This is a genomic window from Candidatus Krumholzibacteriota bacterium (genome assembly GCA_034520215.1).
Lineage (GTDB): Bacteria > Krumholzibacteriota > Krumholzibacteriia > Krumholzibacteriales > WJIX01 > JAGHBT01.
Map to the genome: position 1 here is coordinate 958,826 of JAXHNR010000001.1, position 21,932 is coordinate 980,757.

A 21,932-nucleotide genomic window follows, 5' to 3' on the forward strand; every position below is an offset into this window, starting at 1 on the left:
TAGAAGGATTGTAAAGTTGAGAGAATTAAAGGAAGAAAGAGAATTACTTCATAATATTCCTGAAGAGTTGCCCGTTATACCTATCAATGATGGAGTAATCTTCCCGTATATGCTTGTCCCTCTGATTCTATCTGACAGGGATTTGATTAAGCTCGTGGATAAAGCTCTTGATTCGAATAAAATAGTTGGAGTTTTTACTCAGAAAGACAGAGATGCAGAACGCCCCGACCCGTTGAACCTCTATAGTATAGGTTGCGCGATGCTTATACAAAAGATGGCCCGCTTTCCGGACGGACACATCAGAATAATCGGCCAGGGTCTCACTAGAGTGAAAATAAAGGAATATTCCAGGAAAACCAATCCAATGAGAGCTAAGATAGAAGTTTTAAAAGAAACTGCCAGCAAGAGTGGAAAAGCAAAAGCTCTCGTCCGCAATGTTCAGAAGGCATTTATGAGCATTATTGATAAATCAGAGAACTATCCGGATGAACTCAAAAATATTGTCATGGGTATTAAAGATCCCGGCCGCCTTTCAGATTTGCTGGCATCAAATTTATCGGTAGAGATAGATGAGAAACAGAAAATATTAGAAACTTTGAACAATTATAAAAGGCTCGAAAAAATATACTTTCATATCGATAATGAGCTGGAGATTGCCAAAATAGGAGATAAAATAAGAAAAGATATGCATAAAGATATGGATCGCGAACAGCGTGAATATTTTTTGAGAAAGCAATTACGTGTTATAAAGAAGGAGCTCGGTGAAGATATATCTATTGAACGGGAACAGTTACGTAAAAGGATCGAAAATGAATCTCTGCCTGAACAGGTAGCTGAAGCTGCAAAGAACCAGATGTCCAGACTCTCTATGATGTCTTCTAATTCATCGGAATATGTTGTAACGAGGACTTATCTCGATTGGATTCTGGATTTACCCTGGAATAAGGCTACAACCGATCTTCTCGACATAAATAAAGCTAAGAGAGTTCTAGACAAGGGACATTATGATTTGCAAAGCGTAAAAGAAAGAATTCTGGAGTTTCTTTCAGTAAGGAAGTTGAAGGAAGGTGTTATCGGATCGATACTTTGTTTTGTGGGGCCGCCGGGTGTGGGTAAAACATCGCTCGGTATGAGTGTGGCAAAGACTCTGGGGCGTAAGTTCGTAAGGATATCTCTAGGCGGCGTGAAGGATGAAGCTGAGATTAGAGGTCACAGAAGAACCTATATAGGGGCTCTGCCAGGCAGGATAATTCAGGGGATAAAAAACGCCGGCAGCAATAACCCTGTCTTTATGATGGATGAGGTCGATAAACTGGGGCAGGATTACAAAGGTGATCCCACTTCAGCTCTTCTGGAAGTTCTGGACCCTGATGAAAACAATATGTTTGAAGACCATTATCTCAGCTTGCCGTTTGATCTTTCAAAAGTACTTTTTATTACCACTTCTAATGTGCGGGAAACAATACCTCACGCTCTTCTTGACAGAATGGAGGTTATGGAAATTTCCGGTTATATTACCAGCGAAAAGTTACAGATCGCCAAGAAGTTTCTTATACCTAAGGAGATGAAGAAGAATGGCATTCTTCCAAATAAACTTCAAATATCTGATAAAGCTCTGATATCTGTAATAGAACATTATACAAGAGAGGCGGGTGTTAGAAATCTCGAGAGAGCTATCGGCGCTATTATGAGAAAGGTGGCCAGAAAACTTGCTGAGGGCAAAAGCGGACCCTACAGAGTAATCCCGAGAAATATCAAGAGCTATCTTGGTCCCAAGGAATATCCTTCTCTTGCCAAACTTCCGAAACCTCAATACGGTGTAGCTACTGGAATGGCAAAGTCGATGGCGGGAGGTGTTATACTTTTCGTTGAAGCTTTGCGTATGAAGGGAAGAGGCGGACTTAAACTGACTGGTTATCTGGGTGATGTGATGAAGGAATCTGCCGAGGCGGCAATGAGTTATGTGAAAGCGAATTATTCCGATGAACTCGCGGACAAGAATTTCTTCGAAAAGAATGATATCCATATGCATATACCGGCGGGAGCTGTTCCAAAAGACGGTCCGAGCGCGGGGGTGGCTATGGCGGTAGCCCTTTCGTCTGTAGCGCTTCACAGAAAAGTAAAGAATAATATCGCGATGACGGGGGAAATAACATTGACTGGCAAGGTTCTGCCGGTAGGCGCTCTAAAAGATAAGGTGATCGCCGCGCACAGATCGGGTATCGATACGGTTATTTTGCCCGCTATGAACAGAAAAGATGTTGAATCTATTCCGAAGAGAATAAGGAAAGGCTTGAAATTCAAGTTTGTAAATAGGCTTGTTGACGCGATTTCCTTCTCACTGGAGTAAATAGATTGAGATATATGTTATGTTGAAGGAATTTAGATTATGGTTGTTAAACAGGGTAAAATCAGTTTTATACATCGGCTTTGTTCTCATCTTGTCGGAAGATTTAAAGAAGACCGGCAATTTATACTCCCAGGTGACGTAACGAGTTCGACGAAGCTGCTTTTTATCGATTCCGGGGATATTTCAGACCTTTTATTTGTCTATCCGGTAATTAATTATTTTCACAGAAACTTTCCTCATATAAAGAAAACTATCGTTGTTGACAGCTCCCATGCTGAAATTGCTAAAAATGTTTTAAGGTTCAGTTCAGTAATTACATATGAAAGAGATAAATTAAAGTTCTATAGTCGCTATTTTTTTAATTTAGCAAAAAAAATAAAATCACAGAATTTTCAATCAGTCATAGTTTTAAGCGTTAATATTTCATTTGAAAGGTATTTGCTGGCATATTCATCTGGAGCTAGAGCTCGAATAGGGTTCGCTAGTCAGCTCTCATTTCCCTTCATAAACTGTGAGATATTTCCCCCGAATAATGTTTATCAGGGTAAGAAAATTGAAGGGATAATAAATTCTATTGGATTAAAAGCTGACGTGAAACCCACGGAAATAAGGCTTGATGAGAGCGATGTCAGCAGGGCTAAACAAATTATACACTTTAGGAAACCCCAGAAGAATATTGTAACGATCGGAGTTGACCCGGGCAAAGGAAAAGAAAAACATTATGTAATACCGGAAATAATAGCTTATCTGGCTAATAACGTGGCCGTCAGAATGAAAGCGAAATTTCTTGTCTTGACAGAACCGTGGCATAGTGAAACAGTAAATGAATTCTCACGGGGGCTAAAGAGTGAAGTTCTTGATATAGTTCCTTCTAACGCGAATGAGACAATTGCTCTTCTATCTACATGTGATCTCTTTATTTCCGGTAATACAAATCTATTGCACTATTCCGCGGCTCTGGGAGTGTCGACGATAGGACTTTTCACAGAACATGAAAATGAAAAATGGATACCCCCTTACGAGAACATAAGAATATTTAGAGGAAAAAGAGGCGAAAAACTTTCACTGAAGAATTTTTTCTCAATTGTGAAAGAGGTCTTGCCGGAATAGATATATTTTTTATAAGAATTAATTATTCAATGAATAAATGGGAAATGAGATATTAAAATTAACAGTAGTCTAATAGAGCCTTCTCTATTTTTTTGTCCCTTTATAAGATCCTGATTCTCTATTTGGTTTGATCTTTGAAGAATTATCAGCTCTGCTGTCTATAGAACAGCGTAGAGTAGAATCAGCCGGGAAATAATAGATGAATAGAATATTTACAGAGAACCCCTCAGGGAAGGAATACGGAATCTTCAGAATACTTGTATTAACGCCCAGCTGGCTGGGAGATGCTGTCATGTCACTTTCCTTTTTTCAAAAACTGAGGGGAGTCTTCCCTGATGGCTATATTGTCGCCGCGTGCAGTGATTATGTGTCCGAGATATACGAAAATAAGACTGAAATAAATCAAATCGTTACATACAGTAAAGGCGGGTTGAAAAACAAAATATCCCTTATAAAAGAATTACGTTCACACGCCCGGTGGGAAATATGTTTTCTGCTTTCTCCATCTTTCTCATCAGCTCTTACAGCATTTTTATCGGGAGCAAAAAGAAGAATTGGTTATGGAACTGATTCGCGTTCACTTCTTTTAACAGACGCCATAGATAAGACTTCTTACAAAAAGGGTCACATTTACGATGTTCACAGCAGGCTGATTGGACTCGCTCGTGAAAACGTAAATGAAAAGGAATATATTCCCTCTATTGAACCGCCCGGCAATTGGAAAGAGATAATAGAAAGTAAAGGGATTAAGGGTAAATATGCCGTGTTTTCAGCAGGAGCTTCCTACGGCCCCGCCAAACTATGGCCGGCCGAAAACTATTTGAAATTATCAGAACTGCTGCGCGAAAACGAGGGGCTTAATGTTGTGGCGGTGGGAGTGTCAAGGGAAAGGGAGTACTTGAATTCAATTATTGGTAAGAATAACGGATCGGGGGTTAATCTAGCCGGTGAATGTAATCTAAAAGAACTAATAGCAATCCTTAAAGGGGCTGAAGTGGTTGTTGGTAATGATAGCGGCCCCGTTCATCTTTCTTCGGCACTCGGAGTTCCTACAGTTGCGATTTTTGGTTCAACCAGCCCGTTGTGGACAGGCCCTCGCGGAAAACGTTCAAGAATAGTAAATAGTAACATCAAATGTTCGCCTTGCTTTAAAAGAGAATGTCCACTGTATGATTACGCAAAGTGTTTTGATGATATATTAACAGGAGATGTCTACGAAGTTGTCCGCGAAGTGATGTCTGCAGAGCAGGATTGAAACGATTTAGAAGACTGAAGGATTAAAGTAAAATGGCGGTAAAATGGAGTTTGTCCGATGTCTCACTTATAGTGATCACATTGAACGAAGAGGATAATATAGGCGCCTGTCCCGGAAGCGTCGCAAGTGTTTTTTCAAATATGTTTATCTTATGGAATTGCATATGTCAAATAAGAAATAATCAGCCCAATGTTTTTTTATTATCGAGGGAAAGCACTTTCACAGATAGGAATAACAGGAAAAAAGCCGTTATAAAAGGCAAATTTATCCCTCGGAATTCCTCTGAAAGAGCTGAAAACGGATGAATTTTACTTCTTCTGTTAGAATACTGTTAAAAATCTTACCGGAGCTTGATTAAATCCGCTTTTTGCATTGATTATTATTTATAATGGTATAAAATCGAACCTTGGCAGGAGCTAATATTAAGACTTTCTATTCAACACTGAAGTTAGATCGGGCTGCTTGTGAGCCAACGGTTTCGACTGAGACTGAGCAGAGCTCCTTCGTTGGGTCGGCAGCCTTCAAAAAATGAGCAGAAACCGGCCGGTAAAGGAAGAACAATGAACGATAAGAACATTCTCGTCGTGGATGATGAAGAAGACATTAACGAACTGGTTAAGTATAACCTCGAGAGGGAAGGGTTTAAGGTAACCTGTGTGAGTACCGGGGAGAAGGCGCTTCTGGAGGTAAGCAGGGGCAAGTACGATCTGATAATACTGGATCTGATGCTTCCCGGCGTGGACGGGCTGACTGTCTGTAGAAATCTCAAGAGCGATTCAGACACCGCTTCCATACCTGTAATAATGCTCACCGCAAAGGGAGAAGAGTCGGATATTGTGGTGGGGCTGGAGCTGGGAGCGATTGACTACATTACCAAACCATTCAGCCCCCGGGTCGTAGTGGCAAGGGTTAAAGCGGTGCTCAGGGCCGTGACAAAACGGAGCAGTGAAGAAGAGAGAATAATGATAGGAGCGCTGGATATAGACCCTAATCGTTATCTGGTAAAGCTTGACGGGGTAAAGCTGGATCTTACATCCACCGAATTCAAACTGCTGCGCTATATGGCAAACAGGCCCGGCTGGGTGTTTACCAGGAACCAGTTGATAGATGCTTCCCGGGGAGACGAATACATAGTTACCGACCGCAGCGTGGATGTGCATATTGTGGGTATCCGGAAGAAGCTGGGGAAATTCGGGAATTACATTCAGACGGTACGCGGTGTCGGATACCGTTTTAAGGAGTTTTAGATGCGCCGGAAAAGAATAATCTGGCATATACTTCCCTATCATTTTCTCATAGTTATAATAGCCCTGGTGGCAGTTTCGTGGTACGCATCCGCAACTGTTAAGAATTTCTTTATCGAAGAGACCGGAAGAGGGCTGGAAGAACGGGCAAAACTTATCAAACTGCATATCTTAGGTGATCAATCAACCAATCTTCGTGATATTGAAACAATCGACGCTCTCTGCGATACTATCGGAGTGGTAGCCGGAATGAGGGTTACTCTTATACTGCCCTCGGGCAGGGTAGTGGGGGATTCCGATAAGGATCCCGCGATCATGGAAAATCACGCCAACCGCCCGGAGGTAATTTCGGCCTTTAAAGGGGGGACCGGTTCGTCCATTCGTTACAGCGAAACCCTTAAAAGGAACCAGCTATACGTGGCTGTTCCGGTAATCGAAGCGGGAAAGCTTGTTGCCGTTATAAGAACATCGGTTCATCTGGGATCTCTCGAAGAGAGCCTCGGCTGGATGACCGGCAGGATATTCTGGGCGGGACTGGTAGCGGCTATCCTGGCTTTGATAGTGGGGGGGATTGTTTCCAGGAAGATTACCGGACCGCTAAAAGTTATAAGGAAAGGCGCAGAGCGCTTTGCCGGTGATGACCTCAGCTACCGGCTTCCCCAGCAGGGTCTTCTGGAAACTGACGTGCTGTCGGAAGTCATGAATGATATGGCCGAGCGCCTTGCTATAAGGATTGAGAATACCAGAAGGCAAAAGATGGAGCAGGAGGCGGTTTTCTTTAGTATGAATGAGGGGCTCCTGGTAGTAGATAAAGATGAAAAGATTATGAAGATGAATCCCCAGGCCAGGAAGATATTAGATACAGGGAACAGGGATGTTGTAGGCAGTCCGATTCAGGAGGTGGTCAGGAATTACGAGGTGGAACAGCTGGCGAAAAAGTTAATAGCCGGAGAAAAGACAGAGGAGATAGAGATAAAGCTTGCCGAAGAGAGCTATTTCTCGGTCAGTGGGGCTACGCTTTACGGAAGAGAGGGTGAGAATCAGGGTGCTGTTATCATGCTCAGGGATATTGCCAGACTGAGGAAACTTGAGAATATCAGGCGCGATTTCGTTGCCAATGTTTCTCACGAACTCAGGACACCCATAACTACCGTTAAGGGTTTCGCCGAAACGCTGCTGGATGAGAAGGGAAGGGATCCGGAGAAACAGGAGCGTTTTCTCAGGATTATCAGCCGTCATGCAGACCGGATGAACTACATTATTGAAGACCTGCTAACCCTGTCCCGTCTGCAGCAGACCCAGGGTGGGGAGGAGAGATTTCAGCTGCTCAATATACAGGATGTCCTGGATGAGACTCTCGATTTCTGTATGGCCAACAGCGAAGATAAGAATATTGAAATTATTACGGAGTATCCAGAGGATCTATTTATCAGAGCGGTACCGGTTCTTATCAGCCAGGCGATATCCAATCTTGTGGATAATGCCATAAAGAACAGTGAACCGGGCGGTAAAGTCAAAATAGTGATCACTGAGGATGAGGAAAGTGTGTATATCGACGTAATAGACAATGGGAGGGGGATAGGTGAGAAGCACCTTTCCAGGATCTTCGAAAGGTTCTACCGGGTGGACCGGGCCAGAAGCAGAAGAGAAGGAGGAACCGGTCTCGGGCTTGCCATAGTAAAGCATATAGCACAGGTTCACGGGGGGTGCGTGGAGGTGGAGAGTGAACTGGGGAAGGGCAGTAAATTCAGGATCGTAATACCCCGAAATTGACCTGATATTAAATATTAACGTATTCTTAACAATTTGCTAATAATACAATAATGGATCGGGGCTATATTTGTTCGTAACTTAAACCAAGAGGAGGTACGAACATGATAAGATGGATCAGAATCTTTTCTTCGATTCTCTTATTAACATCGGCTCTGTCATTAGGAACTTCTGACAGTGCTTATGCTGGAAAAGCGGATAAGATTGTTATCGACGGATCAACCACGGTTGGGCCGATAGCGAAAGCTTTTGCCGAGTATTATATGTCCAACAACAAAGATGTGAATATTACAGTAAGTGAATCAGGGAGTGGAAACGGAGCGAAAAGCCTTCTTAACAAAATGTGTAATATCGCTACCATGTCCCGTTTCATGAAGGACGGAGAATTCAGCGCCGCAGTCAAAAACGGCATCATGCCGGTGGCCCATGTGGTGGCTGTTGACGGGATTGCTATGATAGTGCATCCGTCGAATCCGATCAAGGAACTCAGTGTAGAGAAAGTAAGAGAAATCTACAAGGGTAAGTATACTAACTGGAAGCAGTTGGGAGGCCCTGATGTGAAGATAGTTATGATCAGCCGAGACACCAACAGCGGTACCTACGAAACCTTCGAGAAGCTGGTCATGAATAAGGAGAGGATAGAAGAGAATGCCGAATATGTCGGAAGTAACGGAGCCGTGCGTCAGAGGGTTCAGAGCACGCCGGCCGCGATAGGGTATGTGGGGCTCGGTTTTGTTGACCGCACCGTCAAAGCTCTCACTATAGAGGGTGTTTACCCTGACAGCAGATCGATAGCTTCGGGTGTATATCCGATCGCCCGTCCGCTCTATATGTTCACCGACAGATACCCGAGATTGGGCACCCACCTGCACGCATTCATTACACTTTATCTGACACCGCGGGGGCAGGAGATCATAGAAGAGATCGGATTTATCCCGGTAACTCAGTATAAATATAATAAATGAATAAGGACATGAACGGTTATAAAGTCGGAAAAAATTACCGCGAGAAGATTTCTTCCCCGAATATTTCGGGGAAGAATCTTCTTATGAGTGATGAAAAGAGGTGGTTCAGGCGTATAGGTTCTTTGACCGGCAAATCGATTCTGGCCGTGATTGCATCTGTATCGCTTCTTGCACTTTTCTTTATATTTTTCTTTATCATCAGGGATGCTCTTCCGTTCTTTCGCCTGGAAGGTGTAAAGAATTTCTTTACAAGTACAGCATGGTATCCCTCAAGGGAAAACCCGGAATTCGGCGCCCTGGCGATCTTTGTGGGGAGCGCCCTGGTGACGCTGGGGGCGGTAGTAGTTTCGGTTCCGCTCGGCATTCTTGCGGCACTCTGCCTCAGTGATATTCTGCCCTTTACTTCCAGACAGTACGTCAAGCCGGTAATAGAGATGTTGGCTGCTATCCCTTCTGTTGTATACGGATTCTTCGCTCTGATTGTATTCGCGCCCTATTTGCAGGAGAAGGGCGGCGCGGCGCTATCAATGGGAACCTGGATTGTTCTTACTCCGCTGGCACTCGTATTGTCGGTTATCCTTGGCGATATTCTGAGCTCCAGGGCGGGTAAAGCAGAGAAGAAGTTGAGGAGAGTAATCTTCGCTATGATTATTGCCGTAATTTCAATATGGGGCATATACTCTCTCAGTGATTTTTTCTCCGGTATCAAGGTAGTGAGCGGTACCAACGTTTTTAACGTCTCGATCATTCTGGGTATTATGGCTTTACCCTTAATAGTGAGTGTTTCCGAGGATGCCTTGAGTGCCGTGGGTAGAGATATGCGGGAGGGCAGCTACGCTCTGGGGGCAACCAGAGCGGAAACACTGCTTAAAGTAATAGTACCGGCGGCAAGGAGCGGGATATTCGCTGCTATCATCCTAGGGGTTATGAGAGCTCTGGGTGAGACTATGGTGGTATGGATGGCATCCGGGAACGCAGCCAGTATACCGGAGCCATGGTTCAATTTAATGGAACCGGTAAGGACACTTACGGCAACCATAGCCGGGGACATGGGAGAGGCAGATCAGGTAACCGGTTCGTCCCGCTACTATGTGCTTTTTGCCATGGCGATGTGTCTTTTGATCTTCGCGTTTATTTCAAATATGGTAAGCGAACATTTCGCGAAGAAGGCGAGGGGAATGTCGAAATAGATATAGATTAATTCTGAACAGAAAGATTTGAAGATGGAGATTCAAAGCAGAAAATTATTAAATATATCGTTCACCTCGGTGGGCGTTATGGCGATATTGCTGATGGCGATATCGCTGGTTGTGCTGCTCTTCCCGATCTTCATGAAAGGTATGGGGGCCTTTGTGTTCAGAGAAACAGTGGAGAACCGGGAACTGATGCTGCAGAGATTCGGACGGGGTAACAGGGAAGAGGTGATGGCGGATGTACGTGAAACGGAAGCGGCCAGAAAACCGGTCTATGAACTGATGGAGCGGTTCGAAGAAGAAATGTCGAAAGCGGATTCAGAATTCCGGAGAAAATACCGGAGTGAATACGGAGATATCAAGGAGATGATAGGTGAACTTCTGGGGCCCGGGCCGGGCGACAGGGAAGGGGCGCTTATAAGAAAAAGATATGGCAAAGTGCGTATGGACAGAGCCCTTGCCAAACTGGATCAAATACTCAAAGTTGAAACTTACGACTATTCCGATACGTCCAGTATGGGGAAGAAGGTACTCAAGCCCAGAAGAGAAATCTTCAGCGGAACTACTCTTGAACCTGTCTTTACGATCCTTGAAAAAGATATAAATAAGATGATGAAGCCGGGGCTTAAATTTTACTGGCGTTTCCTGTTTGATAAATCGCAGGATGCCCACTTCTTTGGCGGGATCTGGCCGGAGGTGCTGGGAACGCTCTACCTTTCGATTGGGGCGATGATATTCGCCATACCTTTCGGCATTGTCGCCGCCATTTATCTTGCTGAATATGCCGGGGAAGGCAGGCTTACAAGATTGATAAGAGTATCAATAAGCTCCCTTGCCGGAGTCCCCAGCATAGTATTCGGACTATTCGGGCTGGCATTCTTTATAAATACCATGAATATTTCGAACTCGAAGAGCGTTATGGCGGGATCACTGACCCTCGCTCTTCTGGTTCTTCCGATAATAATACGTGCTTCGGAGGAAGCGATTAAATCGGTGCCCAGGGGGTACAGAGAAGCTGCAATGAGCTTGGGTGGGGGGAAATGGCACACTATAATATCAGTGGTCCTTCCCGCGGCACTTCCCGGCATCCTGACCAGTATCATAGTCAGCCTGGGAAGGGCTGCCGGCGAGACAGCGCCGATCATCTTTACAGCGGCTGTGAGCGTGGGTAAACCGCTGGCAATCTGGCAGACTTTATCTCAGCCCACTCCAGCACTACCCTGGAGCGTGTACAATCTCGCTACAGAGCACGAGGCGGTCAATGAGATACGCCACGTTCAGTACGGGATGGTTCTGACACTAGTAGTTCTTGTTTTGCTTTTAAATCTTACAGCTATTATTATACGCAAGAGGGTTTCAAAGAAACTCAGAAGATAAAGAGGATTTGGCCGCATGAATGAAGAGGGAATTAACGGAAACAAGCTGATAACCACGGACGATTTCAGCGTCTTCTACGGCAGCAATGAGGCTGTGTGTGGTGTTACGATGGGGGTCAGAGCCGGAATGGTTACCGCCATTATCGGGCCGAGCGGGTGTGGGAAGAGTACCTTACTGAGATCGATAAACAGGATGAACGACCTGATACCCGGCTGCCGGGTGAAGGGTAAGCTGATGATTGACGACCAGGATATTAATATTCCGAAGGTAGACGTGGTGACCCTGAGGAAGAATGTGGGGATGGTTTTCCAGAAACCGAACCCCTTTCCCAAAAGTGTGTTCGATAACGTTGCTTACGGCCCCAAAATACACGGTATCAAATCCAGGGGTAAGCTTTCGGATATAGTGAGAAACAGTCTTCAGCAGGCGGCTTTATGGGATGAGGTGAAGGATAGGCTGGATCATAACGCCCTGGATCTTTCCGGGGGGCAGCAGCAGAGGCTCTGCATTGCCAGGGCTATTGCTATCAAGCCCAGCATACTGCTTATGGATGAACCGGCGTCCGCCCTGGACCCCACATCCACAGGTAAGATCGAAGATTTAATAGATGATCTCAGGGGCGATTATACTATAGTTATAGTTACTCATAATATGCAGCAGGCCGCGCGGGTTTCAGATTATACCGCGTTCCTGTACGAGGGAGAATTAATTGAATACGGGGAAACCGGAAAAATGTTTACCAATCCGGAGAAAAAAACAACAGAAGATTATATTACCGGAAGGTTCGGATAGGGGGATATATTGAAGATACACTTAAGAAAAGAGATAGATCAATTGAAGAAAGAACTGCTGAGTCTCAGTTCGATTGTAGAAAACAATCTCGAAGAAGCAGTCAGCGCGCTTATCGAAAGAGAACCTGAGAAAGCCCGGGATGTAATGAGCAGGGATTCAAAGGTCGATCTCAAGGAAGTTGAAATAGAAGAGGAATGCTTAAAGGTACTGGCTCTTCACCAGCCCGTTGCCATTGACCTCCGGCTGATAGTATCGATAATGAAGATCAATGATAACCTGGAGAGAATAGGAGACCTGGCCACCAATATAGCAGAGAGGGCCGCTTTCCTGTCCACCAGGAGCGAGTGCGAGATAAGTATGGACTTTGCTAAGATGTCAGGGAAGGTTATATCCATGCTTTCCAGAGCTCTCGATTCGTTGGTTAAGGAGGATCCCAAACTGGCGTGGGAGGTCTGCGGCGATGATGATGAAGTTGATAATATGAACAGGAATATGTACATAGCGGTTCAGGAAGGAATAAAGAAGCATCCCCATATGATGGAGGAAATTATACACATGCTTTCTGTTTCAAGGCACCTCGAGAGAATAGGAGACCTGGCAACCAATATCGCCGAGGATGTTATATACATGATCGAGGGAAGGATAGTTCGCCACAATCCGGAGAATTACTAAGGTACTTAGATTCATAAATAGATTAACCTATAAACGGAGGAATATTATACAAATGAAATATAGATTACTGGTAATTGGAATTCTGATCGTTGAATTATTATCAATATTTACACTGACCGGTAGTGTAAATGCCGTATCATCGGATCAACAGAGCAGTGAAGACAGCTTATGGGCAGATAGTGAGGAAGGCAAGGAATATGATAATAATGTTGAAGGGTATGAAATCGTAAAACCCGTTCCGGAGGTAGTTCCTTTCGGCGTAGGGGAAAAGTTTGAATTTTCCCTTCAATACGGGTTAATATATGCCGGAGATGCTACTCTGGAAATTAGAAATATAGCTGTTCTGGATTCTGTAAAGAGTTATCATATCTTTTCGACGGCAAGATCGAATAGAGCTTTTGACCTTGTTTTTAAGGTTCGCGATCATCATGAATCATTTATGGATTACGACAATCTGTATTCTCTCAGATTCGAAAAACACATCCGCGAAGGAAAATTCCGTAAAGACGAAATAGTTGATTTCGAACAGGAAAATCATTTGGCTGTTTACAAGGATAAAAATGTAATGATACCGCCGAATACACACGATTTTCTAACTGCTTTTTATTTTATTAGGACCGTTCCGTTGATTCCAGGGCAGGCAGTGTTTCTGGCTAATCATAGCGGTAAAAAGAATTATCCTATCTATGTCAAGGTGATAAGGAAAGAAGAAGTAAGTGTGCCTGCAGGAGATTTCAAGTGCGTAGTAATAGAACCGGTACTAAAGACAAGCGGCATTTTTAAGCAAAGTGGAAAATTGACAATCTGGCTGACTGATGATACTGTCAAAATGCCCGTTTTACTGCGTTCAAAGGTGTTGGTTGGATCCTTTGAAGCCAGGTTAAAGAGATACGAACTAACTGATAAGGAGCACCGGGTTCCGGATATTTCAAGGAGAGCTGTTAATGTCAGGTAAGTATGAAGAAATTGACCTTGAAAATGTGAAAGCTTTTTCAATAGATGAAAGAGTAAGCAAGGTTCGTCAAGCGGACTTTGGAAAACCGGTTAAGGGAGGTAAACCTTTCAAGAGATGGGTAGATTCACTTCCTGATCAGTTAGCCGTGAAAGAGTTAGGGAAACTCGTCTTTGCCATGAGAAAGGCATTATCTAGAAAAAAGTATGAAATAATATGGATGATGGGCGCGCACGTAATAAAATGCGGTCTTTCGCCATATCTTATTGAGCTTATTAAAAAGAAATATATAACTGCTATCGGAACTAATGGGGCGTCGGTTATACACGACCTCGAAATTGCTTTCTTTGGTGTAACATCTGAAAATGTTTCTTTAGGACTTGACGAAGGAAAATTTGGATTTACCGAAGAAACAGCCGACCTCGCGTTTGAAGCTATAGAGAGGGGTTATCGGGAGGAGCTTGGATTGGGAGAAGCTATTGGAAAATTTATTATTGATGAAAAAGCGAAATGGGCTGGAAGCAGTATCTTAGCTCAAGCTTATAGATTTGATATCCCTTTTACCGTTCATTTGGCTATTGGAACTGATATTCTCCACCAACACCCGGGTTTTAACGGATCGATGTGGGGAGACATGTCGCACAGAGATTTTCGGATATTTGCCGCTAAAATAAGGAATCTGGGTGAAAATGGAGGGGTCGTTCTCAACACGGGTTCTGCTGTCATTATGCCCGAGGTCTTTTTGAAATCCTTTAGTATAGCAAGAAATATCGGTGTAGATTTTAAAGATATCACGATGTGCAACATGGACATGATTAATCACTACAGGCCAACACAGAATGTTTTATGCAGACCTTCCGCTTTCGGAGGAGAGTCAATATCCTTGACGGGACATCATGAAATTATGATACCCTTGCTGTATTCATCGCTGTTATCATAACAGCTCAGCTGCAAAAATAGAGTTTTATTATTTTTAATCTGTCTTGTAATAATAAATATTTTATAGGAATAGATACTTTGGGTTGACAGAAAAGCAATTAATATGGTATAGTGTAGAAAATAGGAGGTATTCATAATATAAACGTTTGCTAATGTTGATAACATCGTAGTTTAGGTTTGGCGCTTATCGGGTGTTATGTAATTGAGGCAGACGTATTTTTGTATGCCCGGGCCTGATAAGAGCCTGGGCATTTGATTTACTGGAGGATAAAATGGCTGGTTGCCCGAAGCTACAACAAGCTGAAGCAGGACGCAGAGAAGGGGATCAGAGTCTGAAAGAATTTTCTTTATCGAAAGCAGAAGAAAAACGATTGTATCGTGTTACTAAGAGAATTTCTGATGTAATTATAGCCGTTGCAATCCTTTTGCTTGTTCTTCCATTGATACCGGTTATTATTATTTTGATAAAGATCGACACTAAGGGCCCCCTTCTTTTCAAACAAAAGAGAATCGGAAAAGACGGCAGAGAATTTAATCTATACAAGTTCCGTTCGATGGTTGAAGGAGCTGACAATACCGTAGAGTCACTCAGGCAACTAAGCGATAGTGAAGGGCCTATATTTAAATTGAAAAATGACCCGAGAATTACGAGTGTTGGTTGTTTCTTGAGACGTTCTAGTCTTGATGAACTTCCTCAGTTAATTAACGTATTAAAAGGCGAGATGAGTATTGTGGGTCCAAGGCCGAATTTACCGTCTGAAGTGGCGCAATATTTATCGTGGCAGAAAAAAAGGCTTGATGTCAAACCTGGGATTACTTGTTTCTGGCAGATTGCGGGTAGAAGCCATATTGGCTTTCATGAATGGATGAGGCTTGACCTCCAATATATCGAGAAAAGAGGTTTTCGAACGGATTTAATGATCATATTAAAGACTTTTCCGGCAGTAATTGAAAGGAAAGGCGCTTATTAAACTCTGGCATATATCTTGCCTTTACTTTATTTTGTAAAATAGTAAGATTATTTATAACTTCTAGTTTGTATGTCTCAAACTTAAAGATGCTATTATTATTTTAGGAAGTTATTGAGGTTCGTGGTGAATATAAGAGGCGATAAGTTTAAATATATACGCTGTTTGATATTCGTATCTATTTTTGCCGCTGGATGTTCAAGCGGGAACAGATTAATAGACACTAAAAATGGTGAAATTGAAACAAAGGTATTATCTCCTGACAGCATACCGCATTCATACTCAACTGGAAAATACAGATTTGGTTATGGGGATGCCTTTGATGTAAATTTTCTTTACAACGATGAATATTCGAAGCCGGGCATAATCGTAAGTCCGGACGGCAATATTAATTTTCCATACGTAGGAGAAATTAATGTAAATGGCATGACAGTTTCTCAATTGGATAGTGTGCTGACTACTACTTATTCACGAATACTTAAAAACCCGGATATTTCAATAATTCCACAACAATTCAGACCGCAATATGTCTATCTACTTGGAGAAGTAAGAGCACCAGGAGGGTATCAGGCATACAAGGCCAGGACTCTTCTTGAGGCCCTTTCTCTAGGTGGCGGTATAACAAAGAAAGCCAAGAGAAATGGGGTTATTGTAATACGGAGAGTCGGCCTCGAACACGTTGTGGCTATAGAGATTGATTTAAAGAAAATTGTTAACGATAATCGCTATGAATACAACATTCCTATAGAACCGTCAGATATTGTTATGATTCCGGAATCCAAAATTTATCAGGTGAGTGGATTCGTTGCTTCATTTATTGATATCATCAAAGATCCTCTGGATCTGTATTTAAGAGGATGGCAATTTGTCCAGATGAAGGCGGTATACGATTATTATAAATTAAGAGCAGCCGAGGAGTAAATAATAGATTTATGGAAACAGTAGAAAACAGGAAGAATGAATCAACAGTAAAAGATTTTCTTGAAGTCATATTCAGGAGAAAATGGGTTATAATTGGAATCGTCTTATTTTCTCTGGTGATGGTAATTTTTCTTAATATGAGAGAACCGGCGCTTTATGAATCATTAAGCACGATGCTTGTAAAGAGAGGGCAACCTGAAGGTGTTTTCAATCAATACGTCAGAACAATGCCGTGGGAAGAGGAAATAGCTTCACAGATCGAAATGGTTAAATCACAGATTGTGATTGAAAGCGCTCAGGAAAAATTACCCGAGCTTCTGCCAGATCATTATTCTTCCAGCACAAGGCTTAGTCCCGCGAACGCTGAAGCGGGGGTTGTATCTACTTCCAACGTAATCTGGGTAAAATATGTATCATCGGATCCTGCCCTTTGCGAAGCAGCGGTAAACGCTATTACTAAAGCGTACAGGGAACACTACGCGATGGTAAAGACCCCTCCTGAAATGGAAGATTTCTTTTCTGAAGAGCTGAATATGATAAAAAGAGAGATCGAATACTGGCGTAATATGAAGGTGGCGATTGGTGAGAAGTGGGGTGTTATTGATATTGGAAAGCAGGAAGATTTTATCCTGCAGAGGCTGCAACAATATATCAGTGACTTTGATGAAATTGTAGCTGATAAGGAGCAACTTGAGCAAATAATAGAGAAACTTCTTGTTGCCAGGAAAGGCGGGATTAAAGAGATGTATACCGCCTACGAGAATTTCCTGGGAAATAATAGCAAAACAACAAATATTGATAATATGTACAAGAGTTTCGTTGATTTAAAAATGCAAGAAGTAGACCTTGTGAGCAGATATACAGATAATAATAAAGAAGTAATAAATATTAGAAATAAAGTCAAAGATGTTGAGCAAATGCTTAATGAAGAAATGGGAATATTAATCAAAGTTAAAAAGACAAAGCTGGAAGTGCTTGAGAACAGAGAACAACTTTTATCTAAACTTATCAGCAATCTTGAATCAAAGAAAAATTCATTTTCTAAAAAGGAAGTAGAAATCAGTAGAATTAATTCAACACTCCTGCGGGTTGAGAAGACTTATAATGAATTGTTGGATAAACAGATGAATGCTAGAATTTCTATGGCAAGTAATCCGGAGTGGAAGATTACAATTTTAACTCCGGCGACTGACGCAAAAAAACAGAAAACAAGAGATTATGTAAGAATAGCCCTTGGGCCGTTCTTCAGTCTTCTATTTTCAATAGGATTCGCTTTCTTTATTGATAACCTGGATCACTCTATAAAGAATGTCGCTGAAGCTGAAGAAATTCTTGGAATTAGTGTTTTAGCAAGTTTCCCGGATGCCGAGACGAAATAATAGAAGGTACTATGTACGAAGAATTTTACGGTTTTAAGGAACTTCCATTCAATGTAACTCCTGACCCGAAATTTTTATACAGGAGCAGCAGTCATAGAGACGCTCTTGCTTATATAACTTACGGAGTTTTCCAGAAAAAAGGCTTTATCGCTTTAACAGGTGAGGTCGGTGTTGGTAAGACAACTGTTGTCAATGCTTTTGTGGACTTATTTAATCCTTCGGTCGAAGTCTCTTTTGTTTTTTCTACTAAATTTCCGTTTGAACAGCTTCTTTATTTAATTTGCAATGATTTCGGATTGGATGTTGAAGGAATGAACAAAGCGCAAATGCTTTTGAAGCTGAACAGGTTTTTAATTGAACAGTACGAAAAGAATAGAAATACAGTGCTTATAATAGATGAAGCCCAGAATCTTTCACCAGAGGCTCTTGAGGAGCTTCGAATGTTGTCTAACCTCGAGACAAGAAATAAAAAACTTCTGCAGATTATGCTAGTCGGGCAGCCCGAGCTTGAGACGATTTTAAACCTCAAGAAACTTCGCCAGCTTAGACAGAGAATTCCGCTTCTATTTAGAATACCTGTGCTGTCTCATGATGACCTTTCAAAATATGTTGACTACAGGCTTAAAGTTGCCGGAAGAGGGAGTAAAAGTCCACATTTTACTAAGGACTCAATCGAAGAAATCTATCATTACAGCAAAGGGATTCCAAGACTCATTAATGTGCTTTGTGACAGGGTGTTATTGGCTGGTTATGTCTCGAATGTTAGAACAATCAACGCCGCGATAGTAAGGGAGGGGATAAGGGATCTTGAAAATGAAACAGTACATACTACAGGAAGAATTAGTAAAACTATGTAACATTCTGTAGAGATTTGATTGAAGGGAGTTAATGTGAGTAAGATTTTTGACGCGCTCAGAAAGGCGGAAAAGAGGGGCGGAAGGCAGAGCGGGAATATCCGAAAAAGAAAAAAGCCTTTGAGAAAAGCGTCAAATGTTAATAAAAGTAATTTTCTTCAGGGAATGGATGAAGACTTCCGTCGATCTTTATTGACACTTAGAAATTCAGTCGATTCTGAAATGAAGGATAAAGGAACAAAAGTAATAATGTTCACGAGCGCCATCGAGGGTGAAGGAAAAAGTACTATTGCTGTTTTTCTGGCAAGGATGATTGCTGTTAATCAGCTGGAAAAAATACTTATATTGGATTGTGCCGTCAGAAACCCTCAGATACATAATTTCTTTGGGATCAGTGGTAAAAAGGGTATTATCGATTATTTATCGGATGAAGCTAAATTTTCTGATATAATACAAACTGTAGATGAAATGGTGCTGGATATAATTCCAATCGGCAGAACCGCCGACAGAAGTGTAATTCAGCCGCTTTTCCGTTCCGACAGGATGAGGGCTCTAATAAGCGAAGTGGCTGAAAATTATGATTATATTTTTGTGGATACTTCATCAATTCTCAGTGCGCCGGAAACACCGATATTGAGTTCCCTTATGGATGGAGTAATAATGGTTGTACAGGCCGGCCGTACAAAGCGAGAGGTTATAAGAAGAGCGGTGATGAACGTAAATAAACAAGGGGGAGAATTTGTCGGGTCTGTTCTTAACAGAAAGAAGTATTATATACCCGAGTTTATTTATAAACGTGTGTAAAAAGATTGAGGCTTATGTCCAATAAAAGACACCCGTGTTCAAAACACGGGCTTTTTTATCCAGATAACGCTAATAGCAGTCAATTTACCAGGTGGTACAGTAATCGGTTTTGTCCATTTATAGATTCCTCAACTCGTCTGATTACAGATAAAATCGGTAAGGATAACATAGAGGGTATTCTTCTGTGCGGAAGTTTTGCTACAGGGGAAGGCAGTGTTGTTCTAGAGAGCGGCAGGACTCTTTTTCTGTCAGATGTGGATATATTAGTTGGGATTAATTCTTTAAGCGTCCATCAAACTGTTTTGTCCGCAAAAAGGGAGCTGGGTAATAAATGCGAAGAACTATGGGATGAAGCGGAATTTAGAGGCCGTGTAAACATAGGAATTTATCACTTCAAAGAGCTGTCTTCACTGCCCCCAAGTCCCGGAGTTTACGACATGAAAGAAAGCGGGGTTGTTTTTTTAGAAAAGAAAGGATTTAAAGAGCGGTTTCCTTCATACAAGAATTCCGATATTACACGCAAAGAAGCTTTAAAACTGATAGAAAACAGGATTGTCGCGCATATTGGCGCTCACAGGCTTACTGAAAAAAAGGGCAAAGACTATAAATATGAATTAATATATTCTGTATCGAGAGTTTACACAGATATTTTAATGTGTTGTCTGATATTTGCAGGCGAGTATCAGACGGGGTATTTGAACCGTTTGAAATACCTTAGAGAAAATAAGGAAAATCCCCTCTTACAAGAACTAATCCCACAGAATATATTTGAAAAGATAGAAAGATGGACCAGATTAAAACTGGATCAATCGAATCTTGTCATCAATGTAAGTTCAAAGGATATGTGGGAAGAAAGTGCTTCAGATTTATTTAAATACTGGGAGTTGTTTCAATCAGAGATGTTTGGCGATAAAAGGGCGGGGAATGTTATAACCTTTCTGGAATCAAGAAAGAGTAACTATCCACTCCTTACGCGATTGAAATTATGGAGAAGTTACTTTAAACGTTTTTATCCATATTCAGCTTTTATTGGTTTTCTTAAAATAGGCGCAAATATTTATAGATGCAGTCCGGATGAGTTGATATTGAAATACGGGGTCATACTCTTGAAGGTGAGGATCGAAAAGGGTGAGAGAGTATATGTGGATCGTCCTCCCGGAAGTTTTCCGTACGATAGATCTGAGTGGAGTAAGGCGGCAGAAAAATTGTACTCTTTATGGATTGAACTTGTTTCGGGATAAGGAGTGATCAAATTGAAATGTCCCACAGTTGTCGTACTTCTTGACGCTCTTGGATATTTAGTTACAGAGCGTTTCGGGTTCAGGCCCGATGGACTTTCCCACAGAATAAGAATGCGTACAGTCCCCGGATTCAGCCAACCCGCTCTAACGAGTATTTTTACCGGTCTTCCTCCTGACAAGCACGAGTTGTGGATGATGTATTCATTTGCGAGGGATAAATCACCTTTCAAATGGTTGTCAATGATACCTGAGAGCGTTTCAGAGAAAAGGCTTTGGCTTAATCGGTTGATACACTGGAAACTCAGATGTTTCGATAATATTAAATCATATTACAGCTTGTATAATATCCCTCGAAATGTATTAAGATACCTGGATTTACCGGCAAAGGGGAATCTTTTTGTGCCCGGGGGAGTTGAAAAAGTAAATACTGTAATAGATGAACTGGCACACAGGGACTCGCGTATTTTTGTCAGGGATTATCATACACCGGAAGTTTTAGCTTTCGAGCAGCTTGAAGAAGCATTGGTAAAAAGGGAAGCTGATTTCTATCTACTTTATACCGCCGGGCTTGACGCCGACCTACACAAATACGGAACCAAACATGAGAATATTGATGCTCACTTGAGATGGTACAGTGAAAGGTTGGAAAACCTGCTTTCAATAAATAACAATATCAGGTTGCTGGTGTTCGGTGATCATGGGATGTGTGAAGTTAGCGACACTATAGATATCAAAGAAAAAATAGAAGCAGTAGGTCTCAGAATTCCGGAAGATTATATACCCTTTTATGATTCAACACTGGCAAGGTTTAAAGTATATTCCAAGAAAGCTGAAAGAGAAATAACGGATATTTTATCTGATTTACAATCCGGTATTATTCTAGACGATATTGAAAAGAAAAAACTTGGAATTTACTTCGCGGATAATGAATATGGAGATGTTATATTTCTTCTAAACGCGGGAAAAATAATTTTACCAAGTTATATGAGTGATTCTCCCGTGGCCGGGATGCACGGATACCATCCTGATAATGAATGTATGTATAGTTCTTTGTTTTCAAATGTTGAATTTAAAGTCAGTGATGGATCTATTATGGATATAGCTGATTTTATCCTGCCGGGATTTATACCTGGAAAGAGATGATTC

The 21,932-nt window shown here is 42.0% G+C and carries 19 protein-coding genes; all 19 read left to right on the top strand.

Annotated elements, in window-relative coordinates:
• The first annotated feature begins 16 nt into the window (after positions 1-16).
• Positions 17-2,350 (top strand): endopeptidase La, encoded by a 2,334-nt coding sequence (gene lon, locus U5O15_04130; protein MDZ7859846.1) that lies wholly within the window; start codon positions 17-19, stop codon positions 2,348-2,350.
• Positions 2,351-2,389: 39 nt separating this feature from the next.
• Positions 2,390-3,460 carry a glycosyltransferase family 9 protein gene (locus tag U5O15_04135; protein ID MDZ7859847.1) on the top strand — a complete coding sequence of 357 codons (1,071 nt, stop codon included), beginning with the start codon at positions 2,390-2,392 and terminating at the stop codon, positions 3,458-3,460.
• A gap of 199 nt (positions 3,461-3,659) precedes the next feature.
• Positions 3,660-4,715 carry a lipopolysaccharide heptosyltransferase II gene (gene waaF, locus U5O15_04140; GenBank protein ID MDZ7859848.1) on the top strand — a complete coding sequence of 352 codons (1,056 nt, stop codon included), beginning with the start codon at positions 3,660-3,662 and terminating at the stop codon, positions 4,713-4,715.
• Between the two features lie 560 nt (positions 4,716-5,275).
• On the top strand, positions 5,276-5,962 hold the full coding sequence (locus U5O15_04145) for a response regulator (protein MDZ7859849.1): 687 nt from the start codon (positions 5,276-5,278) through the stop codon (positions 5,960-5,962).
• A complete protein-coding gene (locus U5O15_04150) occupies positions 5,963-7,732 on the top strand; it encodes an ATP-binding protein (protein ID MDZ7859850.1) in 1,770 nt (589 codons plus the stop codon). It abuts the gene before it with no gap.
• A 101-nt stretch (positions 7,733-7,833) separates the two neighbouring features.
• The gene (locus tag U5O15_04155) at positions 7,834-8,694 is read left to right on the top strand and encodes a phosphate ABC transporter substrate-binding protein (GenBank protein ID MDZ7859851.1); all 861 of its coding nucleotides are present in this window, start codon (positions 7,834-7,836) and stop codon (positions 8,692-8,694) included.
• Between the two features lie 8 nt (positions 8,695-8,702).
• A complete protein-coding gene (locus U5O15_04160; GenBank protein MDZ7859852.1) occupies positions 8,703-9,884 on the top strand; it encodes a PstC family ABC transporter permease in 1,182 nt (393 codons plus the stop codon).
• A gap of 33 nt (positions 9,885-9,917) precedes the next feature.
• Positions 9,918-11,264, top strand: a complete 1,347-nt coding sequence (gene pstA, locus U5O15_04165; GenBank protein MDZ7859853.1) for a phosphate ABC transporter permease PstA — start codon at positions 9,918-9,920, stop codon at positions 11,262-11,264.
• A gap of 15 nt (positions 11,265-11,279) precedes the next feature.
• Positions 11,280-12,056: a phosphate ABC transporter ATP-binding protein PstB gene (gene pstB / locus U5O15_04170; protein MDZ7859854.1), complete on the top strand. Its 777-nt coding sequence runs from the start codon at positions 11,280-11,282 to the stop codon at positions 12,054-12,056.
• A 9-nt stretch (positions 12,057-12,065) separates the two neighbouring features.
• Complete coding sequence (gene phoU / locus U5O15_04175) at positions 12,066-12,728, top strand: phosphate signaling complex protein PhoU (GenBank protein ID MDZ7859855.1); 663 nt, start codon at positions 12,066-12,068, stop codon at positions 12,726-12,728.
• Between the two features lie 52 nt (positions 12,729-12,780).
• Positions 12,781-13,683, top strand: coding sequence for a DUF3108 domain-containing protein (locus U5O15_04180; protein MDZ7859856.1), 903 nt, complete (start codon positions 12,781-12,783; stop codon positions 13,681-13,683).
• The gene (locus tag U5O15_04185) at positions 13,673-14,620 is read left to right on the top strand and encodes a hypothetical protein (GenBank protein MDZ7859857.1); all 948 of its coding nucleotides are present in this window, start codon (positions 13,673-13,675) and stop codon (positions 14,618-14,620) included. Before U5O15_04180 ends, U5O15_04185 begins: the two co-directional genes overlap by 11 nt.
• 271 nt (positions 14,621-14,891) lie before the next feature.
• Entirely contained in the window at positions 14,892-15,590 is a 699-nt protein-coding gene (locus tag U5O15_04190; protein ID MDZ7859858.1) for a sugar transferase, read from the top strand.
• A gap of 123 nt (positions 15,591-15,713) precedes the next feature.
• Positions 15,714-16,508, top strand: coding sequence for a polysaccharide biosynthesis/export family protein (locus tag U5O15_04195; GenBank protein ID MDZ7859859.1), 795 nt, complete (start codon positions 15,714-15,716; stop codon positions 16,506-16,508).
• Between the two features lie 11 nt (positions 16,509-16,519).
• Positions 16,520-17,887 carry a hypothetical protein gene (locus U5O15_04200; protein ID MDZ7859860.1) on the top strand — a complete coding sequence of 456 codons (1,368 nt, stop codon included), beginning with the start codon at positions 16,520-16,522 and terminating at the stop codon, positions 17,885-17,887.
• A gap of 11 nt (positions 17,888-17,898) precedes the next feature.
• Positions 17,899-18,744, top strand: coding sequence for an XrtA/PEP-CTERM system-associated ATPase (locus tag U5O15_04205; protein ID MDZ7859861.1), 846 nt, complete (start codon positions 17,899-17,901; stop codon positions 18,742-18,744).
• Between the two features lie 33 nt (positions 18,745-18,777).
• A complete protein-coding gene (locus U5O15_04210) occupies positions 18,778-19,545 on the top strand; it encodes a CpsD/CapB family tyrosine-protein kinase (GenBank protein MDZ7859862.1) in 768 nt (255 codons plus the stop codon).
• A gap of 14 nt (positions 19,546-19,559) precedes the next feature.
• Positions 19,560-20,786, top strand: coding sequence for a hypothetical protein (locus tag U5O15_04215; protein MDZ7859863.1), 1,227 nt, complete (start codon positions 19,560-19,562; stop codon positions 20,784-20,786).
• Positions 20,787-20,798: 12 nt separating this feature from the next.
• Positions 20,799-21,929, top strand: a complete 1,131-nt coding sequence (locus tag U5O15_04220) for an alkaline phosphatase family protein (protein MDZ7859864.1) — start codon at positions 20,799-20,801, stop codon at positions 21,927-21,929.
• The last annotated feature ends 3 nt before the right edge of the window (positions 21,930-21,932 follow it).